Genomic DNA, 25,828 nt, shown 5'->3' on the forward strand with positions numbered 1-25,828 from the left:
AATGGGGCGGGTATCGGAGCGAGACATTGTTAGGAGGACATTCCGGGCACGACGTTGTGCACATCGTGGAAATGACCTGTTCGTATAAAACGTGTTCGTATAAACGATGCTTATATCTTAATCGAGTGAGCTATTTGACTCGCCGCTTACGGTAAGGGAATCGTGCGCTATTGTCGTGCAAGATGAGTAACTGAATTGTTAAAATAATAACATTACGGCCAGGTAATGACGCGGACAGGTAAGCGTGCATCATCATTTTTGTGCTGTGAAAATGATAAAACCCACTACGATGTTTTTTTGTTCAAAATATATAAATTGCTGAATATTTAAAAAATATCTGCAAATAAATAGGAAAAACATTGTTTATCATGAGGTTAATGATTGTGTCGAATGATTGAAATAAAACGTTTATCGGGCTGTAGTAAAGAAAATTAAGCAACATCAATGTAAAGATATTGGCGAATGTGTCTGCTTTTGATAGCTTCGAGTGTCGACCTGCTATTCGTTATTCACCCATAAATTAATTTTATGATTTATTTGGATAATGGGCGATCTTTTCTGCTCTATGTGACGGCGATTTTTACGCATGGAGTCCGGTATGGCGTTGTATCAAGACAGGGGCGTTTATAAAGTGAAAACTCGCAAAACAAAACGATGCTTTGTTACCAGTATGATTGCCGCAGCAGTGATGGCGTCATGCGTGAATGTTCAGGCTGCTACTGTACCTGCCGGTGTTGAGCTGGCGAAAGAGCAGGTTCTGGTGAGAAACAATGGCGCTGAGGTGTCATCGCTGGATCCGCATAAAATAGAAGGTGTACCGGAATCCAACGTCGCGCGTGATTTATATGAAGGGTTGGTGATTTCCGATCCTGATGGACACCCGATTCCTGGCGTCGCTGAACGGTGGGAAAGCAGCGATTTTAAAGTCTGGACATTCCATTTACGCAAAGACGCCAAGTGGTCAAATGGCGAACCGGTTACTGCACAAGATTTCGTTTATAGCTGGCAGCGTCTGGCCGATCCGAAAACCGTTTCTCCTTACGCTAGCTATTTACAATATGGTCATCTGCTGAATATCGATGACATTATCGCCAGCAAAAAATCTCCCGATACGCTGGGCGTAAAAGCCCTCGACGACCATACGCTGGAAGTCACATTAAGCGAACCGATCCCTTACTTTTATAAATTACTGAATCACTCATCGATGTCCCCGGTCAATAAAGCGGCGGTGGAAAAATTTGGTGATAAATGGACTCAGCCTGAAAACTGGGTAGGAAATGGTGCTTACCGTCTTAAATCCTGGGTCGTGAATGAGCGGCTTGTGCTGGAGCGTAATACCCAATATTGGGATAACGCCAAGACCGTGATTAATCAGGTCACCTATCTGCCGATTGCGTCTGAAGTGACGGATGTTAACCGCTATCGCGCGGGTGAAATTGATGTCACAAATAATAAATTGCCCATCGAGCTATTTCAGAAGCTAAAAAAAGAAATCCCACAAGAAGTTAACATTAATCCCTATCTCTGCACCTATTATTACGAAATCAATAATCAGAAACCGCCATTTAACGATGTCCGGGTGCGCACCGCTCTGCGCATGGGGCTTGATCAAGACATACTGACCAATAAAGTTAAAAATCAGGGCGATATTCCTGCCTATGGCTATATTCCTCCGTTTACGGACGGCCTGAAAGCGCATACGCCAGAGTGGGTTACCTGGCCTCAGGCGAAACGTAATGAAGAAGCAAAAAAACTGCTGGCAGAAGCGGGCTATACCGCAGAGAAACCGCTGACATTTAATTTGCTCTATAACTCATCAGATTTGCATAAAAAAATGGCGATCGCAGCGGCATCGATCTGGAGACAGAATCTGGGCGTTGACGCGAAGTTGGAAAACCAGGAATGGAAAACCTATCTCAGCACGCGTCATCAGGGCAATTATGACGTTGCGCGTGCCGGATGGTGTGCGGACTATAACGAACCGACATCGTTCCTGAACAGCATGCTGTCAGACAGTAGCAACAACACGGCGCATTATAAGAGCGCGGCGTTCGACAAGCTAATGGCGCAGGCGGTTCAGGCGAAAACGGACGATGAACGTGCGCAAGTTTATCAGCAAGCAGAATCGCAGTTGGATAAAGACGCGGCCATTGTACCGGTCTATTACTACGCGAATGCCAGACTGATAAAACCTTATGTCGGTGGCATTACCGGCAAGGATCCGTTGGATAATATACGGGTGAAGGATCTCTATATCATTAAGCATTAATCCGCAGCTGTTTACGGTTTGATGCAAATGAAGTGAGCAAGCAGTGATTAATTTGGTGTTTAATCTCTGGTTACCCATTCCTGCCATGTGGGAATGGGTCGTGAGTCGAATCGATTAATCGTTTTCTCACCGGGCTCTAATTCAGGAATCGTGCTGGGATAACTAGCACGACAACATTACAGGAGAAAATAATGACACACATCACAACTAAAAAAAGAGTAGCTGCCGCTATTATCGCGGCATTAAGTAGCACGATGGCTGTTTCTGCCTTCGCCGCGACCGTTCCCGCAGGCGTTCAGTTAGCAGAAAAACAGGAATTGGTTCGTAATAACGGTGCTGAAGTTTCCTCCCTTGACCCGCATAAAATCGAAGGCGTACCGGAATCCAACGTGTCGCGCGATCTGCTGGAAGGGTTGGTTATTTCCGATGTTAACGGTAAAACCAGTCCCGGCGTAGCAGAAAGCTGGGATAATAAAGATTTTAAAGTGTGGACGTTCCACCTGCGTAAAGATGCCAAATGGTCCAACGGTGAGCCGGTTACCGCACAAGATTTCGTCTATAGCTGGCAACGTCTGGCTGATCCAAAGACAGCATCGCCTTACGCCAGCTATCTGCAATATGGTCATCTGCTGAATATCGATGACATCATCGCCGGCAAGAAATCTCCGGATACGCTGGGCGTGAAAGCGATCGACGATCATACTTTTGAGGTTACGCTTTCTGAAGCGGTGCCTTACTTCTATAAGCTGCCTGTTTACGTAGCCATGTCACCGGTGAATAAAGCGGCAATCGAAAAATTCGGTGAAAAATGGACGCAGCCGCAAAACTGGGTCGGCAACGGTGCCTACAAGCTGAAAAGCTGGGTCGTAAACGAAAAAATGGTGCTGGAACGTAACCCTCAATATTGGGATAACGCCCACACCGTGATTAATCAGGTGACGTATCTGCCGATTGCGTCTGAAGTAACGGACGTTAACCGCTACCGCAGCGGTGAAATCGACATGACGTACAACAACCTGCCCATCGAACTCTTCCAAAAGCTGAAGAAAGAAATCCCGGATGAAGTGAAGGTTAACCCGTACCTGTGCACCTATTATTATGAAGTGAACAACCAGAAGCCGCCGTTTAACGATGTACGCGTTCGTACCGCGCTGCGTCTGGGTCTGAGCCAGGATATTCTGACCAACAAGGTGAAAAATCAGGGCGATATTCCTGCCTATGGTTTTGTTCCACCGTATATCGATGGCCTGAAAGCGTCAGTTCCAGAGTGGTTCACCTGGCCACAGGCGAAACGTAATGAAGAAGCGAAAAAGCTGCTGGCAGAAGCGGGCTATACCGCAGACAAACCGCTGACGCTGAGCCTGCTGTACAACACCTCCGATCTGCACAAGAAAATGGCGATCGCAGCGGCTTCTATCTGGAAACAGAATATCGGTGTGGACGTTAAGCTGGAAAATCAGGAATGGAAAACCTTCCTCAGCACGCGTCATCAGGGAACCTATGATGTTGCCCGCGCCGGATGGTGTGCAGACTATAACGAACCTTCAACCTTCCTGAACAGCATGCTGTCAGACAGCAGCAGTAACACCTCGCACTATAAGAGCAAAGAGTTTGATGCACTGGTGGCGAAATCCTTGCAGGTGAAAACCGATGAGGAGCGCGCTGCGATTTACCAGCAGGCGGAATCGCAGCTGGATAAAGACGCTGTCACCATACCGGTCTATTACTATGCGAATACCCGACTGGTGAAACCTTATGTTGGTGGATTAACCGGTAAAGATCCGCAGGATAATGTTTACGTGAAAGATCTTTATATCATCAAGCACTAATAATAATGGCTGGCACACGCTGTTGTGCTGCCAGCCTTTTATAGGTACGAGCAATGTTAAAATTTATTCTTCGCCGCTGTTTAGAGGCGATTCCGACACTATTTATCCTGATCACCATCTCGTTTTTCATGATGCGATTGGCACCCGGCAGCCCTTTTACCGGTGAACGTAATTTACCGCCGGAAGTAATGGCGAATATTGAAGCCAAATACCATCTGAACGACCCCATTATGACGCAGTACGGCAACTACTTGCTGCAATTGGTGCAGGGTGATTTCGGTCCTTCATTTAAATACAAAGACTATTCCGTGAACGATCTGGTCGCGACGTCTTTCCCTGTTTCTGCAAAACTGGGGGCTGCGGCATTCGTTCTGGCCGTTGTTTTTGGCGTGAGTGCCGGCGTGATCGCCGCGCTGAATCAGAATACGAAATGGGACTATACCGTGATGGGCTTTGCCATGACGGGGGTGGTGATACCCAGCTTTGTCGTCGCGCCGTTGCTGGTGCTGATTTTCGCCATTACGCTGCGGTGGCTGCCCGGCGGTGGGTGGAACGGCGGGGCACCCAAATACATGATTTTACCGATGGTGGCACTGTCTTTGTCTTATATCGCCAGCATCGCGCGTATTACCCGAGGATCGATGATCGAAGTTTTACACTCTAACTTTATTCGCACCGCGCGCGCCAAAGGGCTGCCGATGCGTCGCATCGTCCTGCGCCATGCGTTAAAGCCTGCGCTGCTGCCTGTTCTCTCTTATATGGGGCCGGCGTTTGTGGGGATTATTACCGGTTCGATGGTCATTGAAACCATTTTTGGTTTACCGGGTATTGGGCAACTGTTCGTAAACGGTGCACTGAACCGCGACTACTCACTAGTACTGAGCCTGACGATTCTGGTCGGCGGCTTAACCATTTTATTTAATGCGATCATTGACGTGCTCTACGCTGTTATCGATCCGAAAATTCGCTATTAATTGGGGGCGTTATGTTTTGGAATCGAAAAAACGTTGAAGCGTTAGAGAACTTCACCGAGCAGGCCGAGATTGAAGGGCGCAGTTTGTGGCAGGATGCGCGTCTGCGCTTTATCCACAACCGTGCGGCGCTGGCCAGTCTGCTTGTTTTGGCCGTGATTACCCTGTTCGTAATCTTCGCCCCGATGTTGTCTGCATTTGACTACGCGGATACGGACTGGGGAATGATGTCAGCGGCACCGGATATGACGTCTGGACACTATTTTGGTACGGATTCCTCCGGTCGTGATCTGCTGGTCCGTGTTGCCATCGGGGGCCGCGTCTCGCTGATGGTTGGCGTCGCGGCGGCGCTGGTTGCGGTGATCGTCGGAACGCTGTACGGCGCGATGTCCGGTTATCTGGGCGGGAAAGTGGATTCGGTAATGATGCGTCTGCTGGAAATCCTCAACTCATTCCCGTTCATGTTCTTCGTTATTCTGCTGGTGACGTTCTTCGGGCAGAACATGCTGCTGATCTTCGTGGCTATCGGCATGGTGTCCTGGCTGGATATGGCGCGTATCGTGCGCGGCCAGACGCTGAGCCTGAAACGTAAAGAGTTCATCGAAGCGGCGATGGTTTCCGGTGTGTCCACGCGCGGTATCGTATTACGCCACGTTGTGCCTAACGTGCTGGGTGTGGTGGTCGTTTACGCCTCTCTGCTGGTGCCAAGTATGATCCTGTTCGAATCCTTCCTGAGCTTCCTGGGTCTGGGAACGCAGGAACCGTTAAGCAGCTGGGGCGCCTTGCTGAATGATGGTGCGAACTCAATGGAAGTGTCGCCGTGGTTACTGTTCTATCCGGCGGCGTTTCTGGTTGTCACGCTGTTTTGTTTTAACTTTATCGGCGATGGCCTGCGTGATGCCCTCGACCCGAAAGATCGCTGAGGAATATCGACATGAGCAAGATTGAGTTAACTGGCGCGCACGACGCGCTGCTACATGTTCAGGATCTCCGGGTAACGTTCAACACGCAGGATGGCGACGTGACGGCGGTTAACGACCTGAACTTCACGCTTAACGCGGGTGAAACACTGGGGATTGTTGGTGAATCCGGTTCCGGTAAATCACAAACTGCGTTTGCGTTGATGGGGCTGCTGGCTCGCAATGGGCGTATCGGCGGCTCGGCACGTTTTCGTGGCAAAGAAATTCTCAATTTGCCTGAAAGCCAGCTGAATAAGCTGCGTGCTGAAGAAATCAGTATGATCTTCCAGGACCCGATGACGTCGCTGAACCCTTACATGCGCGTCGGCGAACAACTGATGGAAGTGCTGATGTTGCACAAACGCCTGAGCAAAAGCGAAGCGTTTGAAGAATCCGTCAAAATGCTGGATGCGGTCAAAATGCCGGAAGCGCGCAAGCGTATGAAGATGTATCCGCATGAGTTTTCCGGCGGGATGCGTCAGCGTGTGATGATAGCAATGGCGCTGCTGTGCCGTCCGAAGCTGCTGATTGCCGATGAACCGACAACGGCACTGGATGTGACGGTTCAGGCGCAGATTATGACGTTGCTGAACGAGCTGAAGCGCGAGTTTAATACCGCCATCATCATGATTACCCATGATCTGGGGGTTGTTGCCGGTATTTGTGACAAAGTGCTGGTGATGTACGCCGGGCGTACGATGGAATACGGCGTTGCACGCGATGTCTTTTATCATCCGAGCCATCCGTATTCCGTCGGTCTACTCAATGCCGTGCCGCGTCTGGATGCGGAAGATGACGTGCTGGCGACCATTCCGGGTAATCCGCCTAACTTACTACGTTTGCCGAAAGGATGTCCGTTCCAACCACGCTGCCCATATGCGATGGATGTTTGCCATAGCGCACCGGCGCTGGAATCTTTTGGTGATGGCCGCTTGCGCGCCTGCTTTAGAGCGATTGAGGAGGTGGTATGAACAACGCGGACGAGAAGAAGGTGTTGTTAGAAGTGGACGATCTGAAAGTCCATTTTGATGTCAGAGATGATAAGCAGTGGTTCTGGCAGCCACCGAAAAAATTGAAAGCGGTCGATGGTGTGACGCTGCGTTTATATGAAGGCGAAACGCTGGGCGTGGTGGGGGAATCCGGCTGCGGCAAGTCTACGCTGGCGCGTGCCATTATCGGGCTGGTAAAAGCGACGGACGGACGCGTCACCTGGCTGGGAAAAGATCTGCTGGGTATGAGCGCCGATGAATGGCGCGCCGCGCGGAGTGACATTCAGATGATATTCCAGGATCCACTGGCGTCGCTGAACCCGCGTATGACCATCGGCGAGATTATTGCCGAGCCGTTAAAGGTTTATCATCCAGAGCTGGATCGACAGACGGTGAAAGATCGTGTGAAAGCGATGATGCTGAAAGTTGGGCTGCTGCCGAACCTGATCAACCGCTATCCGCATGAGTTCTCTGGCGGGCAGTGTCAGCGTATCGGCATCGCGCGTGCGCTGATTCTGGAACCGAAGCTGATTATCTGTGACGAACCGGTTTCCGCGCTGGATGTGTCGATTCAGGCACAGGTGGTTAACCTGCTGCGTCAGTTACAGCGTGAAATGCGCCTGTCGCTGATTTTTATCGCCCATGACCTATCGGTCGTGAAGCACATTTCCGATCGCGTGTTGGTGATGTATCTGGGTCATGCGGTAGAGCTGGGAACCTACGATCAGGTCTATCAAAACCCGCAGCACCCGTATACGCGCGCGCTGATGTCTGCTGTGCCGATTCCCGATCCCGATCAGGAACGGAACAAGAAGATACAGTTGCTGGAAGGGGATTTGCCTTCACCGATCAATCCCCCATCGGGCTGTGTGTTCTGCACGCGCTGTCCGATTGTCGGTCCTGAGTGTTCGAAAACCCGGCCATTGCTGGAAGGGAGCTTTACGCACGCGGTTTCGTGTTTGAAGGTCGATCCGCAGGCGCTGTTACCGGTGGCAGAAGCTGAATCACAGTAATCCGTTTTATCGGCTACTGATGTAAAAAAGGCGTCTCCTGCGGGAGACGCCTTACGTTTAAGCAAGAGAAATTATTCTTTCCACAAAATGTGGCAAAGTTTGTGGTCTTTTTCCCGGCAAATCAGCACGCGGGCAAAAATATCCGTGATCTCTTCACCATCTTCTTCGGCCAGCCCAATGACGACTTCGGCAAAAAAGTCAGGATTCAGGTCGAAATCAACATGCTCTGCCCAGTCTTCAGCAGGGTCGAATAACTCTGCGCCGCCGCGCTCTTCGAATTGCAGGTTGAACAGCAGAATATCTGCCGGATCGAGGTTATCAGCCGCGAGTTCCAAAAAGATGTCGTAGGCCTGTTCCAGTGCTTCGTCTTCGGTCAGGCGATTATTCAAATCCATAACGTAATTCCTGTTAATTCCCAATAGCCTTATTAGAACACGGGAAAACGCGTATTTATAGCAGGGGGCTGAAAAAGTAGAACAGCCGCTCGACGATGCGTTGCCAGTAAGGGCGGTTTTGCCACTGCGTCGCGTTTAACAGACGTGAACGGGCGATATAGTCTTCCTGTACGCAGGCTAAATCGCTGCCGAATCCGGCATCGTCAATCACCAGCGTAATTTCAAAATTCAGCCACAGACTACGCATATCCAGATTCACCGTACCAACCAGACTGAGCTGCCCATCAACCAGTACGCTTTTAGTGTGCAGCAGTCCGTCTTTGAACTGATAAATTTTTACGCCAGCGGCCAGCAGTTCCGTGAAGAACGCGCGACTGGCCCAGCCGACCAGCACGGAGTCATTCTTGTGCGGAACAATAATGCTGACATCGACTCCACGCTGAGCGGCGGTACAGATGGCATGCAGCAAATCGTCGCTGGGTACGAAATAGGGGGTTGTCATGATCAATTGCTTACGTGCCGAATAGACGGACGTCAGCAGCGCCTGATGAATCATTTCTTCCGGGTAACCGGGGCCGGAGGCAATAACCTGAATGGTATGGCCGCTCTCCTGTTCGAACGGCATAACGTTAACATCCGGCGGCGGCGGAAGCAGGCGCTTGCCCGTCTCCATTTCCCAGTCGCAGCAGTAAATAATCCCCAGCGTGGTCGCCACCGGGCCTTCAATACGCGCCATCAGGTCGATCCATTGCCCAACACCGGCATCTTGTTTGAATAAACGGGGATCGACCATATTCATGCTGCCGGTATAAGCGATACGGTTGTCGATCAGGATGATTTTACGGTGCTGTCGCAAATCCATGCGGCGAAGGAAAGCACGGAACAGATTCACTTTCAGGGCTTCGACCACTTCGATCCCGGCGGTGCGCATCAATTCGGGGTGATGCTGGCGGAAAAATTGTACGCTGCCGGCAGAGTCCAGCAGAATGCGGCAGTGTACCCCGCGTCGTGCCGCGGCGATAAGGGAAGAGGAGACTTGCTCAACCAGGCCGCCGGGTTGCCAGATGTAGAACACCATTTCGATGTTGCTGCGTGCGAGTTCAATATCACGCAATAGCGCTTTAATGGTGTCATCAAACGTGGTCATCAACTGCAACTGATTGCCTTTAACGCCGCCAACACCTTGCCGTCTTTCACACAGCTGAAATAACGCGCTGGCGACTTCACTATTTTCCGTCGCGAAAATACGGCGATATTCTTTTAATTCGCGTAGCCATTTTGCCGTTGATGGCCACATTTTGCTGGCACGTTCGGCTCGACGTTTGCCGAGATGGAGCTCGCCAAACGAAAGATAAGCGACAATACCGACAAGTGGCAGAATATAAATTACCAATAGCCAAGCCATCGCAGAAGGCACAGCCCGACGTTTCATCAGAATACGCAGGGTCACACCTGCAATCAGCAACCAGTAGCTAAAAACCAGTAACCAACTTATTACGGTATAAAATGTCGACATAAAAGCAGCATAGTTCCCTTCTGCAAAGAATTAACAAAGTGTACTCATAGATTTATGAAAGGGGAAATGCCTTTCCTCTGAATATCCCCGTCATACTTCAAGTTGCCTGTGCGACTCGAATTATTTAGGGAATAAAAGTGATGAGTAAGAAGATAATAGTTGAGAAAGGGATTCACTGATTGTCGCCGCGTATTAGGGGGGTATAATGCCCAGCGCGAGTGTATTAACAAGAGTCGCATAATGAAACGCAGTCGGAATGAAGTGGGTCGCTGGCGGATGTTACGTCAGGTCCAGCGCAGAAGAAGTCGCTGGTTGGAGGCTCAATCACGTACGTATCGTCATATTCGCTCTGCCCGTTATCTGCAACAAAAGCAGCAACGACGCGCATTGCTCTATGCGGTAACCTACGACTGGTAAGCCAGTGAGGAAAATAGCGACCCGATGTCTGGTCGCTATTTTTTTATCACACGGTTTACTACTCGCGGGGTTTATTTCCTCATCGGCTCATCCCATGACTGGAATGCGCTGCGCCATTGTTCTCTGATCGATCATCGGGTTAATGTCATCTTCCGTCGAGGGCAGGATAAACAGCGATACCGACGTATTTAAGCGTTCCGTTTGCTCCAGCAGTGAGGCGAAGGTGTGTGCGGAGGCTTCAACCTGTCCCGCATTTTCCCTGACGGTGTCGTTCAGCGTGCTGAGGCGGGCGGTGACTTCATGAATGCTCTCGTTCTGCTGGTGCGATATCTCCGAAATCTCACTCAGAAACGCGCCCGTGCCTTTCGCGGTCTGAATGATGTGTTGCAGGCTGTCATTCAGTTTGTTCACCAGTCGTGTTCCTGCGGTTACGCTGTTATCTGAATCACGAATCAGCACATTAATATTTTGTGCAGAATGGCTGCTTTGCGAAGCCAGCGTGCCGACTTCCCGTGCGACAACGGCAAAACCTCGTCCCATCGTTCCAGCTCGTGCGGCTTCAATGGCGGCGTTCAATGACAAGATATGCGTCTGAAACGCGACGTTCTCTATCATCCCAATGGCTTCTGTCATCTCACGCGTTCTGCCTGCAATGTCTGACATCGCCACCTTGACGTCATTCATCATCGTCTCACCCTGTGCGGCGATCTTGCTGGTATCTTCCGCGTGCAAATTAGCCTGTTGGGTATGCTGGGTATTTTGTTCCAGATGCTGGCTAAGCTGAATAATATGTTCTGTGGTGACTTTGAGCTCGTGGGATTGGCGGTTTGCCTGTTCGGAAAGCCGATGGTTATCTGCCGCGACCCGATCGACCTGCGTCACCATGTGGTCAACGCCCTGACGAACCTGATTGACCAGGTTCACGAGACCTTCCTGCATTTGAATGACGCTGGTATTAAGCTGTTCAACTTCTCGTGTACCGCGCGTCTTTGTATTGACCGCGTGCGAAAGGTCGCCCGCTGCGATCAATTTTAAATGAGCAATAATATGCGTCAGCGGACGAATAATGATCCGATTCACGCCAATCCACACGGCGATGGCGATCGCCAGCAAGAGCCCCAGAACCGTAATGAAAATCGTTTTTGCGTTATCGAGAGAGGATAAAAATTGTTGTCCATGTTGTTTTTGCAGCGCATCGGTATCTTGCAGATAGTGTGAATACTTCTGGGTAAAATCGCTTTGGTAAGCCTGCACCGGAACGGCAAAGAAAATATCGATCTGATTAGTGGTCTTTATTCCCTCGGCCAGCTCGACAAGCCCGGAATAAAGCTGGCTGTAGCTCTTTTTCAAATCGATAAACGCCGTGGTGTCGGCTTCAGCCGTCGTGACCGTCCCTAGTAATTGGTAGTGCTCCTGTGCCTGTTTGAGAGACACTTCCGCTTCATCCATCAGGCTGTGCCAGCTACCTTCAGACCCCGTTTCTTTGTCTACCAACAAATAAATGCCCGCGCGGTTGAGCTTGTCGCTGGCATTCATTACTTCCATCCGTGCTTTATCCATTAAGGCTTGCTGCTGGCGAAGGCTCTCGTTAGCGGAAATATCCTGCCGAACCTGAGTCATCGTTTGAGAAATGACGCCGACGGAAACCAATTGCAGTAAAGAAAATAACCCAATGATCAATAACAATCCGGCGAGAATACTGAGGCGATGACGGCGGCGGATACGTGCAACTCCGTTTCGCAAAATCGCAGGCATTAACATGATTGTTGACCCTCTATAGATGAATAGCGGTCAAACTATCACGGTTAAATGACTAAAATATTTCAGCTTTTGACGGGGGCGAAAAGGGCCATGGCTTTTTCATGCAACCATGACCTGTATCAATTGAACCCTTAAAACACTTTCTTGAATGGCTTCACGCTGACGTGTTTATAGACATCTGCCGCGAGGTAGGGGTCGGCGTTGGCCCATGCTGTTGCCTCATCCAGCGATGTGAATTCGGCGATAATCACGGAGCCGCTAAAGCCAGCCTGACCGGGATCCTCGCTGTCGATAGCAGGCAAAGGACCTGCGGTAATCAGTCGGCCTTGATCGCGCAATGCCTGTAAACGGGCAAGGTGGTCTGGTCTGACCGACAGGCGTTTTGCTAATGAATCAACATTATCTTCAGCATAAATGACGTAGAGCATAGCGACCTCATTGGTGGGAAGGTACCCTTTATCGTTTGGGGGGCCGGGTTTGAGGTCCCCAACGGTCAAACGCTATCGGGTAAGAGAAACGAGTTTCTATCATCATACGTGATGTTGTTTAAAGACAATAGTGCGAGGACAATAGGTTGATTTGCCAGAGTAATCCCCCCACGACTTCGGTTTTTTTAACAATTCCACGGGTTGTTATTGAATATGATTGCTATTTGCATTTAAACTTGGGCGGCATAAGAGGATAAAGACAGACTATGCCGCAAAAAAAGTTTTTTTTGACCCGCCGTTACTCATGGCCATTTATACTTTCAGTCGGTTTTCACGGTTCACTGATTGCAGGTTTGTTGTACGCATCATTTAATAATTCAATCGAATTACCGCAGGAATCTAAGCCCATCAGCGTTGTGATGGTGAACCCTGCGGCCTATGAAGCGGCACCTGCTGCGAAATCTGCCCCGGAGCCAGAACCGGTAAAGCAGCCCGAACCAGAGCCGGAACCCATTCCAGAACCGGAGCCATTGCCGCAGCCGGTTCCTATGCCATTACCTGAACCAAAGCCCAAGCCGCCGAAACCTAAACCGGAGCCTAAGCCGGTGAAGAAGGTTGAGCAACCGAAACCGGTTAAACGTGAACCGACGGTTGAAAAACAGCCGCCTTCGCCGTTTACCAGCACAGAGCCAACGCGCAATGTGACTAATGCGCCAGTGAAGCAGGCACCAGCACCCGCAGCAAGCACGCAGTCAAGCGGGCCACGTCCGTTGAGCCGTGCACAGCCTCAGTATCCGGCTCGTGCGTTTTCTCTGCGCGTTGAAGGGCGGGTAAAAATGCAGTTTGATGTGGACGAGTCAGGACGTGTTGACAACGTGCGCGTGCTTTCTGCTGAACCGCGCAATATGTTCGAACGTGATATCAAACAGGCCATGCGTAAATGGCGTTATGAAGCGGGTAAACCGGGCAAAGATTTGGTTGTGACCATCGTATTTAAAATTGACGGCGGGGCGGCAGTCGAATAATTCACGCCAGTACAAAGAAACGGGACGCCATCTTTAGCAGATGACGTCCCGTTTTCGTATCAATCGCTATTCAAGGCAGCTTACGCCGATGAACGCTAAACGTTACTCGCTTGGCGTGAAGTTGCTTTTACCTGCGGGCAGTTCGCGCGGATGGCCTTCTTCATCTACGGCAACGTAGGTGAATAACGCTTCGGTAGCCCGATAGCGCTGACCAATCGGCTCAGAGGAGACTTTCTTCACCCACACTTCAACGTTGACGTTGATAGAGCTACGGCCAGTGCGTAAACAACGTGCATAGCAGCAAACCACATCGCCGACGGCGACAGGTTTTAAGAATGACATCCCATCAACCCGTACGGTAACGACACGTCCCTCGGCAATTTCTTTCGCCAAAATCGCGCCGCCGATGTCCATTTGCGACATCAACCAACCGCCAAAAATATCGCCGTTCGCATTGGTATCGGCTGGCATTGCCAGCGTGCGGAGAACCAGTTCGCCCTGTGGTAACACGTTTTGTGTGCTCATTGTGTCTATCTCGCTTTGGCTATTGCTGTTGCTCGCTTTTTTCTTCTTCTGATTTTTCCTGATCGTTAGGCAAGTGACGATAGATATAAACGCCACAAATCAGCGTAAACAGCAGCGTCACACCGGTCAGACCAAAGACTTTGAAATTAACCCAAACGTTTTGCGGTAACCAGAAGGCAATATAGATGTTAACCAGTCCACACACCAGAAAGAACATGGCCCAGGCGAAATTCAGTTTCCCCCAGACGGGCTGCGGCAAGGTTAACTCTTTACCCAGCATTTTTTGAATCAGGGTCTGTTTCATCACAAACTGGCTAACCAGCAGAGCGGCAGCAAATAACGCATAGATGATGGTGACTTTCCACTTGATAAACAAATCGTTATGGAACACCAGCGTAAGCGAACCGAAAACGACGACCATGGCAAAGGTGACCAGCGTCATTTTCTCTATTTTACGATACATCACCCAGGTGACCACGAGTGACAGTGCCGTTGCGGCAATCAGTGCACCCGATGCGATATAGATGTCATAAAGTTTATAGGCCGCAAAAAAAACGACCAACGGTATAAAATCAAGAAGTTGCTTCATTATGTCAATCCATCACTCAACAGTGTCGTAATTATAACCCGCGAGAGTTATCTGATAGCTCATGCCATTATCCTTTATTGTGGAACACCATTCCCGAGATATTGTAATAATTTGCAGAAAATTACGATTGGGTAGATAGCGAACGGAGATTTGGCAGAACCTATGCCACCAGAGCGATGGCATAGGCAAAGAGCGGTAATTAAGCGCGCAGCAGCATATAAAGGCGGAACAGATAAATGAGCAGGATCGCGGAGATCAGATTGCCCAAGCCATTCAGAACCACGCCGAGCACGGTCGGTGAGGAAATCGGTAACTTCGATACGATCAGCAAAATAGCGATTTTAGCCAGTAGCCACATCACGATGGCAGGCGCGGTTGCACGCAAGTTACCGTAAGCCAGTTTGGTACTCACTTTAATGGCGTTGAAAATCCCGCTTTTTTCCGTGACGACAATCACGGGGGACAAACTCAGCGCAATAGCGAGCAGCACGCCAGGAATGACCAGAAGCATCATGCCAAGCTGGATGAGCAGGGTGCACAGCAGGATCAGGATAAGCAGACGCAGTAAAAAAGGTGCAGAGGCACCAATTGCTCGCAGTGCACTGGTGCGCTGTCCGTCAGAAACCAGCTGGATCAGCATCAGAACCCCGCCCGTCAGCAGCGCATTGCCCACTAACGCAGCAAAGGTGCCTGCTGCCGACATTTTCAGTAACACGGTTTGTTGTTCCGGTGTCATCTGCTGAATCATATCCATCAAGCCAGCTTCGACAGAAGATGACAGATCGCTGCTGGAACTGCTCAGAATCTGTAACTCGTCTCCAGAAGGCGATAGTGCATGATTCAGTATGACAGTAATGAATGCCGTCAACAGTGACATCATTAAGATGCTGATGAACTGGTTGCGGGTGAAATTCATTGTGTCACGGTACAACGTGTTAGCCGTGATAGGCATGCAGGCTCCTTGAAAAAGATAAATCGACAGAGAGAACTTAACTCCCAATTGTAACCTGTTAATTCGCGCTGTGGCACCCCGTCAACGATGCAATGCTGCTTTTCCCCTCACTATGAGGTCAGTGTGGCATGGCTACTCATCGTGGCGCTTATCGCCACCTGCGGCATATTCGACATCCTCACACTACTATTGATCTAGATCAATTTCATGGATTTTAATGAGTTAGCGATAAATGATTCAGTTCAATTTGGGCGTAAAATCTTTAAAAGATGTGATCTGGCTTAAAACAAGAATACCTACTTAGGGGTATATTTCGCTCGAAATTTAAACCCTATAAATGGAGTGGGTAATGAAAAAGACATCTTTCTTATTGTTGGCAGCGGCGCTCATGCCTGCATTGGCACAGGCTCATCAAGCGGGTGATTTCATTGTTCGGGCAGGTTCAGCAACCGTACGCCCTGCTGAAAGTTCGGATAACGTACTGGGTTTAGGTGAGTTTCAGGTTAGTAACAATACGCAACTGGGGCTGACTTTTAGCTACATGGTGACGGACAATATTGGGGTTGAATTACTTGCCGCCACGCCGTTCAAACATAAAGTCGGAACACCGGGAACGGGGACTATTGCGGAGGTTAAACACCTGCCGCCTTCACTGGTTGCGCAGTACTATTTTGGTGATACTCAAGATAAATTACGTCCTTACTTGGGCGTTGGTTTGAATTACACGATGTTCTTCGATGAGAAATTTAATGATACGGGGACAAGTGCGGGTCTGAGCGATCTGAGCCTGAAGAATTCCTGGGGCCTTGCTGCACAGGCTGGGTTGGATTACAACCTGGATAAAAACTGGCTACTTAATATGTCTGTATGGTGGATGGATATTGATACCGATGTGAAGTTTAAAGCCGGTAACGATCAGCAAAGCATCCATACCAAACTTGATCCCTGGGCCTTTATGTTTGGTGTAGGTTATCGCTTCTGATTGTTAATTTAGTTTGATGTGAAGAATAAATAATTTCCGGGAGAAATTTTTAACGTTGCGTTAGCAACGACCCGGAAGAGGGGCCAAGGATGGCACGCCATAAAAAAACGGCGACGTAAGTAACGTCGCCGTTTTTATAGACAGGAAATAACAAACCAATAAAGAAAACGCTATTTTTATTACAGCAATTATCTAGCTGGCGTTAGCCATTAGAAATTGTATTGTACACCAACGCGGTAGCGAGTTTGACGCTCATCCGTTGTTGTGCTGCCTTTGACGTTACCGATCTGAGCGTAAGGCGTCCAGTTTTTGTCGAATTTATAAGCCAGTTTAATGTCGTGGCTCATTTCATAATTTTCGTTATCAGCCAGATACCACTGAGCGCCTGCTTTGTTGTTCTTGTTGTATTCAAATTCGTATTCAACCACAAAGTTGGCTGGCAGTTTATAACCCAGCGTACTGGTGATGGTGTAGCCAGTGATAGCAGTAGGGTTTGTAGCAGAATTCGGGTTACCGATGTTATTGCTGTTACGCAGATAGGAGGCACGGTAACGCAGACCATAGTACAGGGAATCGGTGATGTTGGCCGTTCCTTTGATATATGGACGATAGTTATTGTTATTGGAAGTGGAAACCATGTTTAAACCACCTTCCAGCCCGAAAGTTTTATCAAATTTGTACAGGTAGCTGGCAGTGACTTCGGTACCGTTGCTGACTGATTCGTTAAACGGTTTATTTGGCGTCTTGTCGCTGCCAGATTGCGCCCATTTGGCTTCCATTGACAGGCCAAAACCGTTGTCAAAACGGTGGGACATCAGCAGGCGATCTTTATGATCGTTCTTTACCGTATCCTGCATTTCATGACGATAGTCAATCGTCACCGCCATGGAGCTTAAGCTGATTAAGGAGGTTACCACCATCGTCAATATTTTAACTTTCATTTTATTATCCCAAGTCAAAGAGAATTATTATTTAAAAACGCGCTGCTACTTTTGTTCAGCGGTTCCATTCTATTTATTATTTCTTACAGTAATGTGAACAAGATCGTTAAAAAGAGAAAATTTAAAATGATCTCAGTTATGTGATTTTCTTCGTATTTTATTCGTGGGATTTATGCGGTTTCAAAATTAAGAGGTAATTAATTTATTTTTCTGGCGTGGAATTAAATAATTATTTCAATCTGAAAACCTTTCTTACAATTATAATAAAATGGAAACTAAATAATAATTGAAGATGTTTCGCGTTAAATAAACAAGAAATAATTTGAAACATTATTCGGCGCGCGATAGGACTTGTGTGAAGCACAAATCGCGCGCCTAAAAAGTGTTATGAACGCGTAGCAGCTTTCATTTCACTCACAAAGGCGTGTAACTCGGACAGCATAACGTCAGGCTGGTTCAGATTTTTTTCGATAATCCGTACGATCGCGGAGCCAGAAATGGCACCCGCTGCGCCTGAGGCTAACGTTTCCTGTACTTGAGCGGGATCGGAAATGCCAAATCCTTGTAACGGCGGGGCAGCATGATACGTGTTCAGTTTGGCAACCAGATGATTCAGCGGCAGTTGCGCGCGCTTTTCTGCCCCGGTCACGCCTGCACGTGACACCAAATAGGTATAGCCACGACCATAAGAGGCGATTTCGCGCAGCAGTTCATCGTCAGCATTAGGCGGACAGATAAAAATGGGGGCGATACCGTGCCGCAGGGCAGCCGCACGGAAAGGCGCAGATTCCACCACCGGAACATCCGCCACCAAAACCGAATCGACGCCAACCTGCGCGCAACGCTGATAAAATTCATCAATACCGTTGCTGAAAACCAGGTTGGCATACATCAGCAGGCCAATCGGGATTTCCGGGTATTTCTGGCGTATGGTCGCCAGCATTTCGAAGCATTGGTCCGGCGTGACGCCTGCGGCAAACGCGCGCAGATTGGCATCCTGAATGGTCGGGCCATCCGCCAACGGGTCAGAGAAGGGCACGCCCAGCTCCAACGCATCGGCACCGGCGGCAATCAGCGTGTCGATAATTTTCAGGGACTGCTCGGGAGAGGGATCGCCCAGCGTAACAAATGGAACGAACGCGCCTTCCTTTTTCTCTGACAGGCGGTTAAATAACTGTTGATAGCGTTCCATTAGATTTCTCCCCGATCTTTCAAAATATCGTGCACGGTAAAGATGTCTTTATCACCACGGCCGGACAGGTTGACCACCAGCAGTTGCTCCTTCTCTGGCTCCGCTTTGATCATCTTCAAGGCGTGTGCCAGCGCGTGGGAGGATTCCAGCGCGGGAATAATCCCTTCACCGCGGCAGAGTGCTTTGAAAGCATCCAACGCTTCATCATCGGTAATCGAGACATAGTCGGCACGGCCAATGCTGTTCAGATGGGCGTGCTGCGGCCCTACGGACGGGAAATCCAGCCCGGCAGAAATCGAGTAAGATTCTTCAATTTGCCCGTCGGACGTTTGCATCATCGGAGATTTCATGCCGAAATAAATACCAACGCGGCCGTGTTTTAACGGCGCGCCATGCTGTCCGCTTTCAATGCCCAAGCCGCCAGGTTCAACGCCGATCAGACGGACGGTAGTATCATCGATGAAATCAGCGAACATCCCAATCGCGTTAGAGCCACCGCCAACACAGGCCAGTACCGCATCCGGCAAGCGACCTTCTTTTTCCAGAATCTGCGCTTTGGTTTCCTCACCAATCATGCGTTGAAACTCACGCACGATAGTCGGATAAGGATGCGGGCCAGCCGCTGTTCCCAGCAGATAGTGTGCCGTTTCATAGCTGCCGGACCAGTCACGTAGCGCTTCGTTGCAGGCATCTTTCAGCGTGGAAGAACCGCTGTGAACCGGAATCACTTCTGCACCCATCAAACGCATACGGAAAACGTTCGGCGACTGGCGCTCAACGTCTTTTGCTCCCATATAAACGCGGCATTTCAGGCCAAGCAGGGCGCAAGCCAGCGCCGTCGCGACGCCATGTTGGCCCGCACCGGTTTCGGCGATGATTTCACTTTTACCCATACGCTTAGCCAGCAGAGCTTGTCCGAGTACCTGATTGGTTTTGTGCGCACCGCCGTGCAGCAGATCTTCGCGTTTCAGGTACAGCTTGGTTTTTGTCCCGGCAGTCAGGTTTTGACACAAGGTTAACGCGGTCGGACGACCCGCGTAGTTTTTCAGCAGATCGGTAAATTCGGCCTGAAATTCAGGATCTTTTTGTGCGCTGACGAAAGCCTCTTCCAGCTGGCGTAACGCCGGGATGAGGATCTGCGGAACAAATTGTCCGCCGAATTCACCGAAGTAAGGGTTGAGTAATGTCATAATTTTCCCGTCTGTTTTAGTGTTGCGGCTGACGTAATGTCGCAAAAACCGCAGCAATTTTATGTGAGTCTTTTTTTCCCGGTTCGCTTTCTACCCCGGAATTGAAATCCAGTCCTGCGCAACCTTGCTGTGCCGCCAGAGCGCAGTTATCGCTATTCAGGCCGCCGGCTAACAGCACGTTATTCAATGACTGATTCGCCAGCAGCGACCAGTTGAAGGTTTTACCGCTGCCGCCCTGACCGTTGTCAAACACGTAGCGATCGACGTGGGTGAGATTGCGTTCTGGCAGGGTATCCGTGATGCTTAGCGCTTTCCAAATCTGGCAGGCCGCTGGTAATTGCTGGCGTAGCTTGTCGATGATCTGTTGATCTTCATCGCCGTGTAACTGAACGGCTGCTAATCCCAACTGCGTTGTGATCGCAACGATGTGTTCAACGGGCGCATTGCGAAAAACACCGACATAGCGCAGTGGGGCTCCTGTCATCACCTCGGCGGCTTGTTTGGCGTCAACATAGCGTGGAGAACTGGCGACGAAGATTAAACCGCCGTAGAGCGCACCCGCTTGATAGGCGGCCTGTGCATCCGTTGCGCGCGTCAGGCCGCAGACCTTGTTTTCTCCCAAAATAACGCGACGTACTGCGCCGTTCAGATCCGGCTCAGACATCAGTGAACTGCCGATCAGGAAGCCCTGAGCAAAGGCGCTGAGTTCACGAATCTGTGCCTGGCAGTTGATACCGGATTCGCTGATCACGGTGACGCCAGCAGGCAGACGCGGTGCGAGCGTTCGGGTTCGGTTGAGGTCAATGGAGAGATCGCGCAGGTCGCGGTTGTTGATCCCAACGACGCGTGCTTCGAGCTGAATGGCTCGCAGCAGCTCTTCTTCATTACTGACTTCTGTCAACACGCCCAGCTTCAGACTATGCGCGACTTCAGCCAGTTGCTGATATTGCTCGTCGTCCAGCACGGATAGCATCAGCAGAATGGCATCGGCCTGATAGTAGCGTGCCAGATAGATCTGGTAAGGCGAAATAATAAAGTCTTTGCACAACACTGGCTGATGGACTGCCGCGCTAACCTGCGGCAGGAAGGCAAAATCGCCCTGAAAATATTGTTCGTCAGTCAAAACGGAAATAGCAGACGCGTAATCTTTATAGACCTGAGCTATCGCTACCGGGTCGAAATCATCGCGAATCAATCCCTTCGACGGTGACGCCTTTTTGCATTCAAGAATAAAGGCGGGCTTGTCCTGTTTCAGCGCCTGATAAAAATCACGCTGGCTGGGAACGATCTCATGCTGAAAAGAGGCCAGCGGCTGTGCTTTTTCTCGTTCCGCAACCCAGAGCGCTTTATCACGCACAATTTTATGTAATACGGTTTCCTGCATGGTTCCATTATCCTCTGGCGGACAGGGCGATAACGCGCTGATAAGCCTGTCCACTATGAATGACTTCAAGCGCCTGTTGCGCATTCTGGCGCAGATCTTCTTGTCCGAATAACCTCAGGAGCAGCGCAACGTTGGCGGCAACCGCGGCGGCGTGCGCACGTTCACCTTTACCTTGTAGCAGTGACGCGAGAATGTCACGATTTTCTTCTGGCGTACCGCCTTGTAATGCCGATAGCGGATACGCATCCAGCCCGAAATCGCGGTGCGTCAGTTCGTAGGTTGCGATCTCGCCATGGTTCAACTCGGCAACCTGCGTTGGCGCATGAATCGCGACTTCATCCATTCCGCCACCGTGTACAACGGCGGCACGCTGGTAGCCCAGTACCTTCAGCGTTTCGGCGATAGGACGAACCAATTCGGGGCTATATACGCCAATCAGCGCCAGCGGTGGACGAGCGGGGTTAACCAACGGCCCCAGCACGTTGAAGACGGTGCGCGTTTTGAGCTGCTGGCGTACCGGCATGGCATGACGGAAGCCCAGGTGATATTGCGGAGCAAACAGGAAACACACACCCAGGTCGTCCAGCGCCTGACGGGAATCCTGCGCGCTCATATCCAGCTTAATGCCGAAAGCGGAGAGTAAGTCAGAGGAACCGGAACGGCTGGATACGCTGCGGTTGCCGTGCTTGGCGATTTTCAGACCACAACTGGCGGCAACGAAGGCACTGGCCGTTGAAATGTTGATGCTGTTGGTGCCGTCACCGCCTGTGCCGACGATATCGGCAAATAAATAGTCAGGGCGCGGGAACGGCTGCGCATCGGCCAGCAGAGCCGTGGCAGCACCGGCGATCTCATCGGGATGTTCGCCGCGCACTTTCATGCTAATCAACGCCGCTGCCAGCTGGCTGGCTTCCAGTTCACCACGAATAATGGCACCAAACAGCGCCTGACTTTCCTGACGGCTGATAGGATTCGCGCCGTATAATTTTTCCAGTATGTGTTGCATGGTAATGACATCCTGAGCAGTAGACGGTTCCCGGGTCTTAGGAGACTGTTGTGTAGAAGACAGTTGCATAATCGTATCCCTCGTTAAGCCAGCGCCCAATCCAGCGTTTGTTCCAGCAGTCGAGCGCCGTGCGTGGTCAGGATCGACTCAGGATGGAATTGAAAACCGCAGACGCGATCGGCATCGTTCCGCACGGCCATGACCATCGTGTTGAAGTGTGCGTTGACGGTCAGCGTCGACGGAATATTGCTGCCGACCAGCGAATGGTAGCGAGCGACGGGCAATGGATGCGGTAAACCGCTAAACATGCCGCTGGCATCGTGGTCGATGGCAGACGCTTTGCCGTGCAGGATTTCACCCGCCTGACCAACATGGCCGCCATAGGCTTCCACGATGGCCTGATGACCGAGGCAAATGCCGATAATCGGTAACTGACCGCGCAGACGCTGCAGCAGTTCCGGCATACAGCCCGCCTCGGCTGGCGTGCCGGGGCCGGGGGAGAGCATCAGGATCGGTTTTTCCATTTGCTGTAACCGCGCGATGATGACGTCGGCAGGCAGATGGTTACGGTAAATCACGACCTGATGACCGCTGGCACGCAGCTGATCCACCAGGTTGTAGGTGAATGAATCGATGTTATCGAGCAGCAGGATATCGGCCATCAGAAAATCTCCTTTGCATGGTGCGCGCTGGCAATGGCTCGCAGTACGGCCCGGGCTTTATTGCGTGTTTCGTCGGCTTCGGCCTGAGGGTTAGAATCCAGCACCACGCCCGCACCGGCCTGAACGGTGGCAATACCGTCTTCGACATAGGCGGAACGGATAACGATGCAGGTGTCCAGATCGCCGTGAGCGGTGAAGTAGCCCACCGCGCCGCCGTAGCTGCCGCGTCGGGTTTTCTCACTTTCGGCAATCAGCTGCATGGCCCGGACTTTCGGCGCACCGCTCAGCGTGCCCATATTCATGCAGGCGCGGTAGGCGTGCAGTACATCTAAATCTTCACGCAATGTACCCACTACGCGGGAGACCAGATGCATGACAAAGGAATAGCGGTCAACTTTGGTCAAGTCAGCAACGTAACGGCTACCCGGCTGACAGATGCGCGCCAGATCGTTACGCGCTAAATCTACCAGCATCAAATGCTCAGCCAGCTCTTTATGGTCAGTACGCATTTCCAACTCAATACGACTATCGAGATCGCGATCCAGCGTGCCATCGGCACGGCGACCGCGCGGGCGAGTACCGGCAATGGGATAGATTTCGATTTGGCGGCTGTCGGCATCGTATTTCAGCGAGCTTTCCGGCGAGGCACCGAACAACGTGAAGTCCTGATCCTGCATGTAAAACATGTAAGGACTGGGATTGTTATCCTTCAGCGTTTGGTAGGCGGCCAGCGGTGAAGGACACGGCAGAGAGAAACGACGTGACGGCACGACCTGGAAAATTTCACCGATGCGAATAGCTTCCTGCATCTGGCTGACGACTTCCCCGAAGGCCTCATCGCTCTGGTTGCAGCTCAGCGTCATGTCTTCGATGGACTGACGCGGCAGCGAAGGCGCTGGCTGGGTGAGCTGAAGCTGTAGCTGTTCCAGACGCTGTTGCAGACGCTGCTTTTCGCTATGGTTCGGTGTAAACAGGCTGGCTTGCAGAGCGGTTACACGTTTTTGGTGGTCAAGCACCAGCAGCGTTTCTGCCAGATAGAAGCAAAAATCCGGGCAACGCTGCTGCTGGCTCAGCGCGGGTAATTCTTCAAACCCTGCGACCAAATCGTAGGCGAAGAGGCCGCCGAGAAACATGGCTTCACGCTCATCTGTCGGGCAGGCGACCAGCGTCAGAATCTGACGTAAGGCATCAAACACGGACAGCGAACGCAGGCGAGCATCTTCGTCCTGCATGGCGTCTGCCAGTGGGAACGTGAGTTCACGGCCGTTCGGACGCGGTTGGTTGATAATCTCTACTGGCAGCGCGGCATCCAGAAGCGGCAGGAGGCTGGCGCCGTTTGCCGTCAGTGCCTGAATGGAAACGTGCTGACCCAGTGCGGTGATGCGCAGTGCGCTATCTACGATCAACAGGCTTTTCAGGTTTTCCTTGCTGTCGATTTCAGCCGACTCTAACAACAGCGTTGCCGGTCTGGCACCGCAGAGCTGATGGAAGATAGCGCTGGGGTCGTTACGGTAAACGGCCTCAATACGCAGCAGTTCCAGTTTAGGTTGTGTTGTTTGCATTCTTGCTACCCGTTTAATGTTGTGCCCATCAAATAAAAAGCCCGCTTGGTTAAGCGGGCCTGGGAATATCTGCATGTGTGATAACAGCGATGCGTGATTAGTCCACCCGCGAGAGGGAAGAGCGCCACCAACCATGCTTCATCATTTTCTGCGTTGCCATTATCATCATCTCACTGTTTGTATACTGATTACCGTCTGCGCACTGCGCTTGTGTACTAGTTAACTGGTTCGGCGATAAAATGTCAACACCTTCAATAGGATTATTTTATTACTCAGGGAAACGGCGGGCATTACCATTTACGCCCTATTGATGGCATCATGCGCTCTTCGCATTATTCTTGTTAATGGATAGGCTTGTGCCAGAAGATTCTCAACCGATATCGTCGTTCCCACTTTATGATTTGCATAGCCATACCACGGCATCTGATGGCCTTTTAACGCCGACGGCGCTGGTCAGTCGCGCGGTAGACATGCGGGTGAGCGTGCTGGCGATTACCGATCACGACACGACGGCTGGGCTTGACGAAGCGCAGGATGCGATTGCACAACAGGATCTGCCGCTGAGATTGATTCCCGGCGTGGAGATCTCCACGCTGTGGGAAAACCATGAGATCCATATTGTTGGGCTGGGGATGGATAGTGCACACCCAGCGTTGACGAGGCTGTTGCAACAGCAGGCGGCGTGTCGGCAGAGCCGGGCGGAGCAGATCGCGGCTCGTCTGGAAAAAAACCGCATTCCTGATGCGCTGGCTGGCGCACAGCGTCTTGCGACGGGCGGACAGATTACACGCGCGCATTTTGCACGTTATCTGATGGAACTGGGTATCGCGGCGAATATGAATCAGGTGTTCAAAAAATATCTGGCAAAAGGCAAAATCGGCTATGTGCCACCGCAGTGGTGCACTATCCCTCAAGCGGTCGAGGCGATTCATCAATCCGGCGGTGTATCGGTGTTGGCGCATCCGGGGCGCTACGATTTGACGGCCAAATGGCTGAAGCGTCTGTTAGTTACCTTCGCAGAAAGCGGCGGGATTGCGATGGAAGTGGCGCAATGCCAACAGGCACCGGATGAACGGATGCAGTTGGGACGCTATGCGCGTGACTACAACCTGATGGCGTCGCAAGGATCGGATTTTCACCTGCCGTGTGCCTGGATTGAGCTGGGCCGCAAATTGTGGCTACCTGCCGATGTCGAACCCGTTTGGCACCATCCACTATTGGTGGAAGCTGGCAGCGCATAGCCTCGTTGATGCAATGGATCTCTTTTTGAA

At 50.9% G+C, this 25,828-nt stretch carries 24 protein-coding genes and 1 other annotated feature; of the genes, 10 read left to right on the forward strand and 14 right to left on the reverse strand.

What is annotated here, in order from left to right; translation table 11 throughout:
• Window positions 1-598: 598 nt before the first annotated feature.
• The 6 genes from oppA (H4F65_RS02450) to oppF all read left to right on the forward strand — a co-directional run bounded on the left by oppA (H4F65_RS02450) (window position 599) and on the right by oppF (window position 8,030).
• Window positions 599-2,269, forward strand: a complete 1,671-nt coding sequence (gene oppA, locus H4F65_RS02450) for an oligopeptide ABC transporter substrate-binding protein OppA (RefSeq protein ID WP_010275320.1) — start codon at window positions 599-601, stop codon at window positions 2,267-2,269.
• Between the two features lie 191 nt (window positions 2,270-2,460).
• Window positions 2,461-4,098: an oligopeptide ABC transporter substrate-binding protein OppA gene (gene oppA / locus H4F65_RS02455; protein ID WP_010275315.1), complete on the forward strand. Its 1,638-nt coding sequence runs from the start codon at window positions 2,461-2,463 to the stop codon at window positions 4,096-4,098.
• 53 nt (window positions 4,099-4,151) lie between these two features.
• A complete protein-coding gene (gene oppB / locus H4F65_RS02460; protein ID WP_010275310.1) occupies window positions 4,152-5,072 on the forward strand; it encodes an oligopeptide ABC transporter permease OppB in 921 nt (306 codons plus the stop codon).
• An 11-nt stretch (window positions 5,073-5,083) separates the two neighbouring features.
• Window positions 5,084-5,992 (forward strand): oligopeptide ABC transporter permease OppC, encoded by a 909-nt coding sequence (gene oppC / locus H4F65_RS02465; protein ID WP_010275308.1) that lies wholly within the window; start codon window positions 5,084-5,086, stop codon window positions 5,990-5,992.
• A gap of 11 nt (window positions 5,993-6,003) precedes the next feature.
• Window positions 6,004-6,999, forward strand: a complete 996-nt coding sequence (gene oppD, locus H4F65_RS02470) for an ABC transporter ATP-binding protein (RefSeq protein ID WP_010275307.1) — start codon at window positions 6,004-6,006, stop codon at window positions 6,997-6,999.
• On the forward strand, window positions 6,996-8,030 hold the full coding sequence (gene oppF / locus H4F65_RS02475; protein WP_010275305.1) for a murein tripeptide/oligopeptide ABC transporter ATP binding protein OppF: 1,035 nt from the start codon (window positions 6,996-6,998) through the stop codon (window positions 8,028-8,030). The genes oppD and oppF overlap by 4 nt, the downstream gene beginning before the upstream one ends.
• A gap of 71 nt (window positions 8,031-8,101) precedes the next feature.
• Here the strand turns inward: oppF and H4F65_RS02480 are convergent, their stop codons facing one another.
• A complete protein-coding gene (locus H4F65_RS02480; protein WP_010275303.1) occupies window positions 8,102-8,425 on the reverse strand; it encodes an HI1450 family dsDNA-mimic protein in 324 nt (107 codons plus the stop codon).
• A 55-nt stretch (window positions 8,426-8,480) separates the two neighbouring features.
• A complete protein-coding gene (gene cls / locus H4F65_RS02485; protein WP_010275301.1) occupies window positions 8,481-9,941 on the reverse strand; it encodes a cardiolipin synthase in 1,461 nt (486 codons plus the stop codon).
• Window positions 9,942-10,181: 240 nt separating this feature from the next.
• Here cls and H4F65_RS02490 point away from each other — a divergent pair, with 240 nt between their 5' ends.
• Window positions 10,182-10,358 (forward strand): YciY family protein, encoded by a 177-nt coding sequence (locus H4F65_RS02490; RefSeq protein WP_085996914.1) that lies wholly within the window; start codon window positions 10,182-10,184, stop codon window positions 10,356-10,358.
• Between the two features lie 87 nt (window positions 10,359-10,445).
• Here the strand turns inward: H4F65_RS02490 and H4F65_RS02495 are convergent, their stop codons facing one another.
• The gene (locus H4F65_RS02495; RefSeq protein WP_010275299.1) at window positions 10,446-12,119 is read right to left on the reverse strand and encodes a Tar ligand binding domain-containing protein; all 1,674 of its coding nucleotides are present in this window, start codon (window positions 12,117-12,119) and stop codon (window positions 10,446-10,448) included.
• A 131-nt stretch (window positions 12,120-12,250) separates the two neighbouring features.
• Complete coding sequence (locus tag H4F65_RS02500) at window positions 12,251-12,547, reverse strand: YciI family protein (protein ID WP_010275292.1); 297 nt, start codon at window positions 12,545-12,547, stop codon at window positions 12,251-12,253.
• Window positions 12,548-12,813: 266 nt separating this feature from the next.
• Here H4F65_RS02500 and tonB point away from each other — a divergent pair, with 266 nt between their 5' ends.
• Window positions 12,814-13,572, forward strand: a complete 759-nt coding sequence (gene tonB, locus H4F65_RS02505) for a TonB system transport protein TonB (protein ID WP_010275290.1) — start codon at window positions 12,814-12,816, stop codon at window positions 13,570-13,572.
• A gap of 102 nt (window positions 13,573-13,674) precedes the next feature.
• On the opposite strand, the gene yciA is transcribed toward tonB, so the two are convergent.
• From yciA to H4F65_RS02520, 3 genes are all read right to left on the reverse strand, one after another.
• Window positions 13,675-14,097 (reverse strand): acyl-CoA thioester hydrolase YciA, encoded by a 423-nt coding sequence (gene yciA, locus H4F65_RS02510; RefSeq protein ID WP_010275288.1) that lies wholly within the window; start codon window positions 14,095-14,097, stop codon window positions 13,675-13,677.
• A gap of 19 nt (window positions 14,098-14,116) precedes the next feature.
• The gene (locus H4F65_RS02515; protein ID WP_010275285.1) at window positions 14,117-14,686 is read right to left on the reverse strand and encodes a septation protein A; all 570 of its coding nucleotides are present in this window, start codon (window positions 14,684-14,686) and stop codon (window positions 14,117-14,119) included.
• Window positions 14,687-14,885: 199 nt separating this feature from the next.
• Window positions 14,886-15,638, reverse strand: coding sequence for a YciC family protein (locus H4F65_RS02520; RefSeq protein WP_010275282.1), 753 nt, complete (start codon window positions 15,636-15,638; stop codon window positions 14,886-14,888).
• Window positions 15,639-15,987: 349 nt separating this feature from the next.
• On the opposite strand from H4F65_RS02520, the gene ompW reads away from it, so the two are divergent.
• Window positions 15,988-16,620: an outer membrane protein OmpW gene (gene ompW / locus H4F65_RS02525; protein WP_010275279.1), complete on the forward strand. Its 633-nt coding sequence runs from the start codon at window positions 15,988-15,990 to the stop codon at window positions 16,618-16,620.
• Window positions 16,621-16,829: 209 nt separating this feature from the next.
• Here ompW and H4F65_RS02530 read toward each other — a convergent pair whose 3' ends face one another.
• The 7 genes from H4F65_RS02530 to H4F65_RS02560 all read right to left on the reverse strand — a co-directional run bounded on the left by H4F65_RS02530 (window position 16,830) and on the right by H4F65_RS02560 (window position 24,557).
• Window positions 16,830-17,561: an oligogalacturonate-specific porin KdgM family protein gene (locus H4F65_RS02530; RefSeq protein WP_010275276.1), complete on the reverse strand. Its 732-nt coding sequence runs from the start codon at window positions 17,559-17,561 to the stop codon at window positions 16,830-16,832.
• A gap of 385 nt (window positions 17,562-17,946) precedes the next feature.
• Window positions 17,947-18,753 (reverse strand): tryptophan synthase subunit alpha, encoded by an 807-nt coding sequence (gene trpA, locus H4F65_RS02535; RefSeq protein WP_010275272.1) that lies wholly within the window; start codon window positions 18,751-18,753, stop codon window positions 17,947-17,949.
• Window positions 18,753-19,946: a tryptophan synthase subunit beta gene (trpB, locus tag H4F65_RS02540; RefSeq protein ID WP_172644790.1), complete on the reverse strand. Its 1,194-nt coding sequence runs from the start codon at window positions 19,944-19,946 to the stop codon at window positions 18,753-18,755. The genes trpA and trpB overlap by 1 nt, the downstream gene beginning before the upstream one ends.
• 13 nt (window positions 19,947-19,959) lie before the next feature.
• Window positions 19,960-21,327 carry a bifunctional indole-3-glycerol-phosphate synthase TrpC/phosphoribosylanthranilate isomerase TrpF gene (gene trpCF, locus H4F65_RS02545; RefSeq protein ID WP_010275266.1) on the reverse strand — a complete coding sequence of 456 codons (1,368 nt, stop codon included), beginning with the start codon at window positions 21,325-21,327 and terminating at the stop codon, window positions 19,960-19,962.
• 7 nt (window positions 21,328-21,334) lie between these two features.
• Window positions 21,335-22,333: an anthranilate phosphoribosyltransferase gene (gene trpD / locus H4F65_RS02550; protein WP_010275263.1), complete on the reverse strand. Its 999-nt coding sequence runs from the start codon at window positions 22,331-22,333 to the stop codon at window positions 21,335-21,337.
• A gap of 83 nt (window positions 22,334-22,416) precedes the next feature.
• Window positions 22,417-22,995, reverse strand: a complete 579-nt coding sequence (locus H4F65_RS02555) for a glutamine amidotransferase-related protein (protein WP_010275261.1) — start codon at window positions 22,993-22,995, stop codon at window positions 22,417-22,419.
• The gene (locus tag H4F65_RS02560) at window positions 22,995-24,557 is read right to left on the reverse strand and encodes an anthranilate synthase component 1 (protein ID WP_010275252.1); all 1,563 of its coding nucleotides are present in this window, start codon (window positions 24,555-24,557) and stop codon (window positions 22,995-22,997) included. Before H4F65_RS02560 ends, H4F65_RS02555 begins: the two co-directional genes overlap by 1 nt.
• Before the next feature lie 31 nt (window positions 24,558-24,588).
• Window positions 24,589-24,693, reverse strand: a sequence feature (Trp leader region).
• 220 nt (window positions 24,694-24,913) lie between these two features.
• On the opposite strand from H4F65_RS02560, the gene rnm reads away from it, so the two are divergent.
• The gene (gene rnm, locus H4F65_RS02565; RefSeq protein ID WP_010275248.1) at window positions 24,914-25,798 is read left to right on the forward strand and encodes an RNase RNM; all 885 of its coding nucleotides are present in this window, start codon (window positions 24,914-24,916) and stop codon (window positions 25,796-25,798) included.
• Window positions 25,799-25,828: the final 30 nt, after the last annotated feature.

Origin of the sequence: Pectobacterium brasiliense (assembly GCF_016950255.1) — a bacterium.
Lineage (GTDB): Bacteria > Pseudomonadota > Gammaproteobacteria > Enterobacterales > Enterobacteriaceae > Pectobacterium > Pectobacterium brasiliense.